This window comes from Magnetospirillum gryphiswaldense MSR-1 v2 (genome assembly GCF_000513295.1).
In the GTDB taxonomy this organism is placed as follows: domain Bacteria; phylum Pseudomonadota; class Alphaproteobacteria; order Rhodospirillales; family Magnetospirillaceae; genus Magnetospirillum; species Magnetospirillum gryphiswaldense.
The window spans coordinates 1,667,623-1,677,711 of record NC_023065.1; the positions used below are offsets into that span (position 1 = coordinate 1,667,623).

The 10,089-nt window shown below is 64.3% G+C and carries 8 protein-coding genes; 3 read left to right on the top strand and 5 right to left on the bottom strand.

The features are described 5' to 3' along the window. Positions 1–60: 60 nt before the first annotated feature. From MGMSRV2_RS07955 to MGMSRV2_RS07975, 5 genes are read right to left on the bottom strand one after another with little or no spacing between them, the layout of a single operon-like run. On the bottom strand, positions 61–1,281 hold the full coding sequence (locus tag MGMSRV2_RS07955) for a CaiB/BaiF CoA transferase family protein (RefSeq protein ID WP_024079852.1): 1,221 nt from the start codon (positions 1,279–1,281) through the stop codon (positions 61–63). Then, positions 1,278–2,456: an acyl-CoA dehydrogenase gene (locus MGMSRV2_RS07960; protein WP_024079853.1), complete on the bottom strand. Its 1,179-nt coding sequence runs from the start codon at positions 2,454–2,456 to the stop codon at positions 1,278–1,280. Before MGMSRV2_RS07960 ends, MGMSRV2_RS07955 begins: the two co-directional genes overlap by 4 nt. Before the next feature lie 35 nt (positions 2,457–2,491). Then, complete coding sequence (locus MGMSRV2_RS07965) at positions 2,492–3,679, bottom strand: response regulator (RefSeq protein WP_024079854.1); 1,188 nt, start codon at positions 3,677–3,679, stop codon at positions 2,492–2,494. Further along, positions 3,679–4,065 carry a response regulator gene (locus tag MGMSRV2_RS07970; protein ID WP_158497747.1) on the bottom strand — a complete coding sequence of 129 codons (387 nt, stop codon included), beginning with the start codon at positions 4,063–4,065 and terminating at the stop codon, positions 3,679–3,681. The genes MGMSRV2_RS07965 and MGMSRV2_RS07970 overlap by 1 nt, the downstream gene beginning before the upstream one ends. Next, positions 4,058–4,609: an Hpt domain-containing protein gene (locus tag MGMSRV2_RS07975; RefSeq protein ID WP_024079856.1), complete on the bottom strand. Its 552-nt coding sequence runs from the start codon at positions 4,607–4,609 to the stop codon at positions 4,058–4,060. The genes MGMSRV2_RS07970 and MGMSRV2_RS07975 overlap by 8 nt, the downstream gene beginning before the upstream one ends. A 97-nt stretch (positions 4,610–4,706) precedes the next feature. On the opposite strand from MGMSRV2_RS07975, the gene MGMSRV2_RS07980 reads away from it, so the two are divergent. The 3 genes from MGMSRV2_RS07980 to MGMSRV2_RS07990 are packed head-to-tail and all read left to right on the top strand — an operon-like array spanning position 4,707 to position 10,037. Further along, positions 4,707–5,645 (top strand): GGDEF domain-containing response regulator, encoded by a 939-nt coding sequence (locus MGMSRV2_RS07980; RefSeq protein ID WP_024079857.1) that lies wholly within the window; start codon positions 4,707–4,709, stop codon positions 5,643–5,645. Next, positions 5,639–6,661 carry an amino acid ABC transporter substrate-binding protein gene (locus MGMSRV2_RS07985; protein WP_024079858.1) on the top strand — a complete coding sequence of 341 codons (1,023 nt, stop codon included), beginning with the start codon at positions 5,639–5,641 and terminating at the stop codon, positions 6,659–6,661. The genes MGMSRV2_RS07980 and MGMSRV2_RS07985 overlap by 7 nt, the downstream gene beginning before the upstream one ends. 22 nt (positions 6,662–6,683) lie before the next feature. Further along, positions 6,684–10,037, top strand: coding sequence for a hybrid sensor histidine kinase/response regulator (locus MGMSRV2_RS07990; protein WP_024079859.1), 3,354 nt, complete (start codon positions 6,684–6,686; stop codon positions 10,035–10,037). Positions 10,038–10,089 lie beyond the last annotated feature (52 nt).

A 10,089-nucleotide genomic window follows, 5' to 3' on the forward strand; every position in this document is an offset into this window, starting at 1 on the left:
GTCCGCGGTCGGCGCGATAATGATCATAATCCCGGCGGCGGAATTGCTCAATGGCTTCCTTCAGCCGCCCACCACGCCCTTGGCCCGCAGGTCCATGATGGCCGCTTGGTCCAGCCCCAACAGCCGCGACAACAAGGCATCGGTATCGGCGCCCAGCACCGGCGGCGCCCGCTCATAGCTGATCGGCGTCTCGGAAAAGCGGATGGGATTGGCGACCAGATCCACCGATCCGGCCAAAGGGTGATCCACCGCCGCCACCATGCCGCGATGTTTGATCTGCGGATTGTCGAACACCTGATCCAAAGTGTTGATGGGGCCACACGGCACCCCGGCAGCCTCCAACGTCTCGATCCACACCGCGCTGGGGCGCGATCGCAGCACCTCGCGCAACAGCGGGATCAGAGTGTCGCGGTTGCCCACCCGCCCGGCATTGCTGGCATAGCGCCCGTCCGCCGCCACCTCCGGGCAGCCGGCGACGGCGCAGAATTTCTGGAACTGGCCGTCATTGCCCACCGCCAAGATCACATGGCCGTCGCTGGTGGCGAAGGCCTGATAGGGCACGATATTGGGATGCGCATTGCCCAAACGCTGGGGCACCATACCGCCGACCAGATAATTGGCGGCCTGATTGGCCAGCACCGCCACCTGCACGTCCAACAGCGCCAAATCCACGTGCTGGCCTTGGCCGGTACGGTCACGGTGGGACAAAGCCGCCAGCACCGCCACCGACGCGTACATGCCGGTGAAAATGTCGGTAAGGGCGACGCCGACCTTCATGGGCTCGCCCTCGGGTTCGCCGGTCAGGCTCATCAGTCCGCCCATGCCCTGGACCAGAAAATCGTATCCGGCCCGCTGGGCATAGGGACCATCCTGGCCAAAGCCGGTGATGGAACAATAGATGATGTCGGGCTTGACCTGACGCAGACTGGCGTAATCCAAACCATATTTGGCCAGCCCCCCGGCCTTGAAGTTTTCCAGCACCACGTCGCAATCGGCGGCCAGTTGGCGCACCAGTTGCTGCCCCTCTGCCTGGGTGAAGTCGATGGCCAGGGATTGCTTGCCCCGGTTGGCCGACAGGTAATAGGCGCTTTCCCGTGTATCGCGCCCTTGGTCATCCTTGAGGAAAGGCGGTCCCCAGGCGCGGGTATCGTCGCCCTGCCCCGGCTTTTCCACCTTGATGACCTCGGCCCCCAGATCGGCCAGCATCTGACCGGCCCAGGGGCCGGCCAGCACGCGGCTGAGATCGAGCACGCGCAGATGCGCAAGCGCCCCCTTGGTCACGAAAAGGCCTGGATGCCGGTTTGCGAGCGGCCCAGGATCAAAGCGTGCACGTCCTGGGTGCCTTCATAGGTGTTGACGGTTTCCAAATTGACCATGTGGCGCATGACCTGGAACTCGTCGGCGATGCCGTTGCCGCCGTGCATGTCGCGGGCGACGCGGGCGATATCCAGCGCCTTGACGCAATTGTTGCGCTTGATCAGCGACACCGCTTCCGGCGCCCAAGAGCCGTCATCCATCATCCGCCCGACCCGGATGGCCGCTTGCAGGGCCAAAGCGATGTCGGTCTGCATGTTGGCCAGCTTGAACTGGATCAGCTGGTTGGCGGCCAGAGGACGGCCGAACTGCTTGCGGTCCAAGGTGTATTGGCGGGCGGCGTGCCAACAGAACTCGGCGGCGCCGACCACGCCCCAGGCGATGCCGTAGCGCGCCTTGTTCAGGCAGCCGAACGGACCGGCCAGCCCCGAAGCATTGGGCAGCAGATTGTCATCGGGAACGAAGGCCTCGTCCAACACGATCTCGCCGGTGACCGAGGCGCGCAAGCTCAGCTTGCCCTCGATCTTGGGGGTAGTGAAGCCCTTGGTGCCGCGCTCGACGACGAAACCCTTGATCTTGCCGTCATGGCCGTCGGACTTGGCCCACACCACGGCGATGTCGGCGATGGGGGAATTGGTGATCCACATCTTCTGCCCAGACAACAGATAGCCGCCATCGACCTTTTTCGCCCGCGTGCGCATGCTGGCCGGGTCCGAGCCCGAATCCGGCTCGGTCAGGCCGAAACAGCCGACCAACTCGCCCGAGGCCAGACGCGGCAACCATTTCTGTTTCTGCGCCTCGCTGCCATAGGCGTGGATGGGGTGCATGACCAGCGACGATTGCACGCTCATGGCCGAACGATAGCCGGAATCCACCCGCTCGACCTCGCGCGCGATCAGGCCGTAAGCCACGTGGTTGACGCCGGGTCCGCCGTATTCCTCCGGCACCGTCGGCCCCAGCAGGCCCAGGGCGCCCATCTCGGTCATGATCTCGCGGTCGAAGCGCTCGTGGCGGAAGGCGCCGATGACGCGCGGCTGCAATTTGTCCTGACAATAGTCGCGGGCGGCGTCGCGGATCATCCTTTCCTCTTGGGAAAGCTGGTCCTCGATCAGAAAGGGGTCATCCCAGCGAAAGTCCTGCACGGTGAAGTCTCCTCGTTATTTCTTGTGTTGCCCCATCATAGCGGACGAAAAGCCAAAAGCGTCATGTCGTCGCGCTGCGGCTCGGCGCCGCGCCATTGGGCCAGACGGCTTTCCAGGGCGTCAAGCTGCCGGGGCAGCAACTCGGCCCGATGATGGGCCAGTTGCTCGGCCAGACGGCGCCAGCCGAACAATTGGCGCCGCTCCCCGCCGCCCATATTGTCGGTGATGCCGTCGCTGAACAGATAGAAGCTCGCCCCCGGACGCAGCTCCACCAGGCGGGTCGACAGCCGGGCCAGATCGGGCGCGCCGCCATCGCCGCAGCCGATGCGGTCGCCGCGCAGCAGATCCACCCCCTCGGCCTCGCCCATCAGCAGATGCATGTTGGCACCGGCAAAGGCCAGTTGCCGCCGCACGGGATCGACCACGCAGATGGCGGCGTCGAAACCGTCATCGCTGGCTTGCCCGCCTTGGTCCTGACGCAGCAGATTGCGAAAGGCCTGGTGCAGATCGGCGAGGATGCGGGCGGGATCGGTGTTGCGGCTGTCGCGCAGCACCTGGGCCAGACTGGCGGCGGCGACCACCGCCATGAAGGCGCCGGGAACGCCGTGGCCGGTGCAGTCGATCAAGGCGAAGACGCTGACATCGCCATGCATTCCAGCCCAATAATAATCGCCGCCGACCACGTCGAGGGGCCGCCACAACACCGCCGTCTCGGCCACCGCTCCTTGCAGATCGGCCAAATCCGGCAGCATGGCCCCTTGAATGCGGCTGGCATAGCGAAGGCCGGCGGCAACCATGCGGTTGGCATCTTCAAGCTGCCGGTTGTATCGACGCAGATTGATGCGGGCACGGACCATTTCCAGGTGGTTATGAACCCGGGCGCGGACCACCGGCGGATTGAACGGCTTGGGGATATAATCCACCGCCCCGCATTGCAACCCTTTGATCTCGGATTCCTTGTCTTCCAGGCTGGTGATGAAGATGACCGGAATCTCGGCGGTGACGGAATCGGCTTTCAGCCGCCGGCACAGTTCATAGCCGTCCATGCCCGGCATCATCACATCCAGCAAGATCAGATGCGGCAACCGGTGGAATGCGATGTCCAGCGCCTTCAAGGCATCGGTGGCGAACAGCACGTCATGTTCGGGCCGCAGGGTCTGCGACAGAATCATGATGTTGGCCGGATCGTCGTCAACGACCAGGACGATGCCGCGCGCCTGCATCAGCGCCGCCTATGGGCGAGTTCGGCCAACAGCCGCACCCTTTGCCGGATCAGCGCCGGGGCGACCGGCTTGGCGATGAAGTCGTCGGCGCCGCTTTCCAGGCCGCACTCGACATCGGCATCGGCGGAGGAACCCGACACCAGCACCACCATCATTCCGGCGGTGGCGGGATCGGCGCGCAAGGCCCGCGTCACCGCGAAACCATCGAGGTCCGGCATGACCACGTCGAGCAGGACCACGTCGGGCGGATTGGCCCTTGCCAGCTTCAGCGCCTGTTCCCCCGAGCGGGCGAATTGAACCGGCCCCAGGGGGCTGACCGCCGCGTGCAGGATCTGGATGTTGGCCGGCTCGTCATCGACGATCAAAATGCGGATGGGATCAGTCATGACCATTTCCCTTACCTACCAGCAAAGCTGCGGCACCAGAAAAATCCAGTCCCCGAACGGCGGCGATGATAGCATCGTTATGGCCATTGCGGGGGACTGCCAGCCACCATTGCTCGGCCACCGACAGCGCCGCCAGATCACTTTGGTTCAGCAACGCGGCCAAACGTGTGGCCAAGACGTCGCCGGAATCGCCGCCGGTGGTCGTTTCAACCGTCGGCAAGGCGGCAAGGACCATCTGCACCTGGGCTTGGGCGGCGCCGATACGCTCTTGCAAAGCCGCCAGCGCCGCCCGCCAGTGTTCCGCCGTGGCCGACGGCTGGCGTAGCAGCATGGCTTCACATTCCCGCGCCGCCTCGGCCACCTGGATCAGGGCCAGGTTGCCGGCGCTGCCGCCGATGCGATGAACCAAATTGCGCAAATCCGTACCCTCGGCCTCGGCAACGGCTCCGTGTTCGGCGAAGAAGCCTTCCAGCAGCCGCCGCGCCAGAGCCACATTGCCGTTGACGCGCGACAACAGGGCAGGCCAATCAAAAGCGTCGCTCATGCCGGAACATCCCTGCCGGGTGAAGAAGTCGGTTGGATTTATATATTTGACCGCTATCCTGTGGAACAGCTGTTTTAGACAGATAACAAAGGCCAGGATGAAACACGGCGCCGACATACTTATAGTTGAGGATTCAGCAACAGACATCCAGATACTGGCAGAGCTTCTCTCCGGCCTTGGCAGCATATCCTTTGCCATGACCGGATGTGATGCCTTGGCCAAGCTGCGCGACAGCCAGTTCGATGTCATCTTGCTGGATGTGATGCTGCCCGACATGACCGGCTTCGACGTTTGCCGAAAGATCGCCGCCGACCTCAAGCCGGGGGAATCGTCGGTGATTTTCGTCACCGCCTTGCATGATGCGCAATCCGAGGAGCACGGCCTGTTGCTGGGCGCCATGGATTACATCACCAAGCCGTTCTCCCCCCCTGCCGTGCGGGCACGGGTGCGCAACCACCTGATCCTCAGCCGGACGACGCGGGATTTGCGCCGTGCCCATGAACGGCTGCAACAATTGGCGGCGCTGGATTACCTGACCGGCACCTTCAATCGCGGCCATTTCGAGATGCTGGTCAACCGCGAACTGGAACGGGCGGAACGCAGCGGCCTGACCGGGGCGCTTTTGCTCATCGACCTCGATCATTTCAAACGCATCAACGACACCCATGGCCATGCCGCCGGCGATCAGGTCTTGATCTCGGTCGCCGATGCATGGCTGCGTGAGTTGCGGTCCTGCGACATCCTCGGTCGCGTCGGCGGCGAGGAATTCGCCGTGTTCCTGCCCGAAACCGGCGGAACCGAAGCGGCCAGTATCGCCGTCCGGCTGCTGCAACGGACCCGTGATCTCCCCATCGTCTGGGAGGGCCGGCAAACCCTGCGGGTCACCGCCTCGATCGGCGGGGCCTGGCCGGTGGATTGCGCGCTTGACCTGAAAACCCTGATGAAAGCCGCCGACCGCCTGCTGTATCGGGCCAAGCAGGCGGGACGTGACCGCATTGAAATCGAAGGCGCCAACAAGGAGCAGTCAATATGCTGAAACGGATTGCGATCGCCGCATTGACCGCACTGCCATTGATCGCGGGCCTGACCACGCCGCCCCAGGCCCGCGCCGGCACCTTGGAAGAGGTCACCGCCCGCGGCGTCATCCGCTGCGGTGTCAGCGAATACGGCCCGGCCCTGACCGCCATGAACGAAAACGGTCAATGGGCCGGTTTCTACACCGATTTCTGCCGCGCCTTCGCCGCCGCCACCTTGGGCAATGCCCGGGCGGTGGATTTCGTCTCGGTGTCCAGCCTCGACCGTTTCGAGGCCTTGCGGCAAAAGGCCGTTGACGTGCTGTCCGAGGCCTCGACCTGGACCTCGGAGCGGGACTTGGGCGGGCTGGCCTTTCCCGCCACCTCCATGATGGACGGCCAAGGCTTCCTGGTCCGCCGCGACGGCGGCATCAGCGGCTTGGACCAGTTGAAGGGGCGGCGTATCTGCGTGATCAGCCATGCCACCTCGGTAGGCGGACTGAACCGCGTCAACAAGGTCCGCAATCTTGGCTTCAAGATCCAGGAATATTCGTCCATCCAGGGTTCGTTCGCCGCCTTCTTCGATCGCCAATGCGACGCGGTCAGCACCGACGGCATCATCCTGGCGTCGCTGCGCCAACAATTGGCCCCCAATCCCGCCGATTACGTGCTGCTGCCCGAACGCATCACCCGCGAACCCTTGTCGCCGGTGGTGCTGAAGAATGACCGCCGCTGGGAAGACATCATCCGCTGGACCATCCTGGCCACCATCGCCGCCGAGGAATTGGGCATCACCTCGGCCAACGTCAAACAGCATCTGAACAGCACAGACCCGGAAATCCGCCGCCTGCTGGGGCTGGACGGCGACATGGGCGCCCGCCTGGGCCTGGACAAGGCCTGGGTCATGCGGGTGATCGAACAGGTCGGCAATTACGGCGAAATCTACAACCGCAACCTGACCAAGGTTCTCGGGCTGGACCGTGGCCAGAACGCCCTGTCGAGCCAGGGCGGCATCCTGTGGTCGCCGCCGTTCCGCTGATTTCCGACGAAGGACCATCACCATGCGCTTCGGCTTCGCCACCCGCTTGACCCTGGGAATGCTGACGGTCATCGGCATGACCGTGGCCGCATTTCTGGTGGCGTTGGTCGGAACCCAACGGTTCGAGCAGGGGTTCAGCCACATCGCCGACACCCAGATGGGCCGGCTGATCGTGGTCTCCCGTCTGGTTCAGCGCAGCGAAGCCTTATCGGAAAGCGGCCTCAGCCTGTCCACCGCCACCGGAATGTTTGAATTGCGGCGCAAGCGCGATGTCGTCAACGACCAATTGTCGGTGCTGGGCCGCGCCTTCAATGATTTGGGGCAAAAGGGCGTCAGCGAAGCCGCCCGCAACAATCTGGCCCAGCATCGCGACGCCATGGCCGCCAACCTGGATCAACTGGTGGCGGCGGTGGGCGAACGCATCGAGCTCGAGGAAAAACTTGCCCAGGCCACCCGCCGTGTCGATGTCCTGTCGCAAACCATCCGTCAGGCGGAACAGCAACAGGGCGGCGTGCCGTGGGCGCTGGAACGCGGCATCACCTTGATGACCCGCGCCCTCAGCATCACGCGTGAGCACGAGATGGATGCCCTCGAGCAGGAAGCCGCCCAGGTGCTGGCGGCGGCGATCAAGGCCAGGATGCCGGCATCGGTGCGCGACGCCGCCAGCCAACTGGCGATCATGACCCAGGAAAGCGACGGCATCTTCACCCTGCGCCGCCGCTGGCTGGTGGTGGATGGCCGGGTCAAGGGATTGCTGCGCCACAACGACAATTTGATGTCGCGGCTGTCGCTGTCGGCCACCAATCTGTTCGCCGAGTTGGAGCGCGAAACCGCCGCCGACCGCGAAGCCTTTTCCCACTTCATTACCCGCGACCAGGCGGTGTTGTACGGGGTCACCGGCGCCGCTATCCTGGTCGGCCTGCTGGTCATGCTTTATGTCAACCGTCAGGTGGTCGGACGCTTGGTCCGCCTGCAGGAAACCATGGGCAGTCATGCCCGCGGCATCGCAATGCCCATCCCCACCGAGGGCAAGGACGAAATCGCCGACATGGCCCGCAGCCTGGGCTATTTCGTCGACGCCATCCGCCAGCGCGAGGACGCCCTGTCCCAGGCCCGCGACGAGGCCGATCAGGCCAATCAGGCCAAAAGCGCCTTTCTCGCCAACATGAGCCACGAAATCCGCACGCCCATGAACGCCATCATCGGCCTGTCGGGGCTGGCCCTGCGCACCGGACTCGATCCGCGTCAGCGCGATTATCTGATCAAGATTCAAAACGCCTCGCAGACCCTGCTGGGGATCATCAACGACATCCTGGATTTCTCCAAGATCGAGGCCGGACGGCTGGAATTCGAGCAGATCGAGTTTTCCATCACCGACGTGCTCGACGACGTCGCCAACCTGATTACCCGCCGGGCCGAGGAAAAAGGCCTGGAAATCGTTTTCGCCACCACCGGCGACCTGCCGCAAAAGGTGATCGGCGATCCGTTGCGGCTGGCCCAGGTCATCACCAATCTGTGCACCAACGCCATCAAGTTCACCCATGTGGGCGAAGTGGTGGTACGGGTCGAACTGCGATCCATCAGCGACGGTAAGGCCTGCCTGCTGTTTTCCGTCCGCGACACCGGCATCGGCCTGACCGAACAGCAGGCCGCCCGCCTGTTCGAGCCGTTCAGCCAGGCCGACGCCTCGACCACCCGCCAGTTCGGCGGCACCGGCCTGGGCCTCAGCATCTGCCGGCGCATGGTCGAGTTGATGGAGGGCCGCATCTGGGTCGACAGCGAACACGGCAAGGGCAGCACCTTCAGTTTCACCGCCAGCCTGCCCATTCCGGCCAGCACCGCCACCGCCTTGCCGCGCTGGCAGGATTTGCGCGGCGCCCGGGTGATGGTCGCCGACGACAACGCCACCACCCGCGCGGTGCTGGGCGAGATGCTGCGCAGCCTGGAGTGCCAGGTGACCGAGGCCGAGGACGGCCAAGCCGCCTTGGCCGAGATCATGCGGGCCGAAGCCGCCGGCGAACCGCCCTACAAGGTGGTGCTGATGGACTGGCGCATGCCGGTGATGGACGGGCTGGAAGCGTCGAAGCGGATCAAACAAAGCGACGTCTTGCAGGTGATCCCGGTGATCATCATGGTCACCGCCAGCGACCGCGAGGAGGTGATGGAGCAAAACGGCGCCGTCACCGCCATCGACAGCCTGCTGGTCAAGCCGGTCAATCCGTCCTTGCTGTTCGACACCATGATGACCCTGGCCTCGGGCGGCCATGTGCCCGGCATCAGCGTCGAGCCGCTGGGCCATGGCCATGACGGCGATTCCGGCCAGTTGGAAGCCGTGCGCGGTCGCCATGTGCTGCTGGTCGAGGACAACGAAATCAACCAGCAGGTGGCATCCGAGATCCTGGGCTATTGGCAGGTCGGCGTCGCCTTGGCCAATAACGGCGAGGAAGCGTTGATGGCCCTGGATGCCGCCGGCGCCGACGGCTACGACGCCGTGCTGATGGATATTCAGATGCCGGTGATGGACGGCATCGAGGCGACCAGACGCATCCGTGCCGATCCCCGTTTCATTGGCCTGCCGATCATCGCCATGACCGCCCACGCCCTGGCCGAGGAACGTGACCGCTGCCTTGATGCCGGCATGAACGACCACGTGGCCAAACCCATCGAGCCGCACATTTTGTTGCGGGTGTTGTCCACCTGCCTGGATCAGCGCCCGCCGGCCCGCCCGCAAGCACCGCCCGAGCCCGGAGTGGTCGCGCCCCCCCTGACCGACACCCATCAATTCGACGGCCTGCCCGGCATCGATTGCGGCGCCGGGTTGTCGCGGGTGATGGGCAATGCAGGGCTTTACCGCAAATTGCTGTTGGATTTCCGCCGCCGTTATGCCGACGGCGCCGCAAGCATGGAAGCCGACATGAGAGGCGGCGCCCTGGAACAGGCCAGTGCCCTGGCCCACACCATCAAGGGTGTCGCCGGCAATATCGGCGCCCAGGCCTTGTACGAATGCTGCCGGACCTTGGAAACGGCGCTGAAAATGGACCGCCGCGACGAGGCCGATTCCGCCCGCATCACCTTTGCCGCCGAATTGGCCCGCGTCATCGACGGCATCGCCCGACTGGAAGAGCAATCCCAACCCGCCACCACCACGAAAACCGCCGCCGACCCCGCCGAAATCAAGGCGGTCACCAACCGGCTGGCCGCCTTGCTTGACGGCAACGACATGGGCGCCATGGACTTGGCCGAGCAGTTGGCCTCCATGCTGGACGGCGCCCAGGCGCAGGATTTCGCCCCGATCAAACAGGCCGTCGACCGCCTGGATTTCGATACCGCCGCCATCTTGCTGACTGAATTCGCCATCGCCGGACAAGACAAGTAAGAAATGAACCGCCAGGGCTAAAGGCCGTTTCTCGTCCATTCCTCAACCCAGA

Coding starts and splice junctions, on each gene's coding strand:
- MGMSRV2_RS07965 (WP_024079854.1), bottom strand. CDS start 3,679: ATGCAGGCGCGCGGCATCGTCCTGGTCGTTGACGACGATCCGGCCAAC.
- MGMSRV2_RS07970 (WP_158497747.1), bottom strand. CDS start 4,065: ATGACTGATCCCATCCGCATTTTGATCGTCGATGACGAGCCGGCCAAC.
- MGMSRV2_RS07975 (WP_024079856.1), bottom strand. CDS start 4,609: ATGAGCGACGCTTTTGATTGGCCTGCCCTGTTGTCGCGCGTCAACGGC.
- MGMSRV2_RS07980 (WP_024079857.1), top strand. CDS start 4,707: ATGAAACACGGCGCCGACATACTTATAGTTGAGGATTCAGCAACAGAC.
- MGMSRV2_RS07985 (WP_024079858.1), top strand. CDS start 5,639: ATGCTGAAACGGATTGCGATCGCCGCATTGACCGCACTGCCATTGATC.
- MGMSRV2_RS07990 (WP_024079859.1), top strand. CDS start 6,684: ATGCGCTTCGGCTTCGCCACCCGCTTGACCCTGGGAATGCTGACGGTC.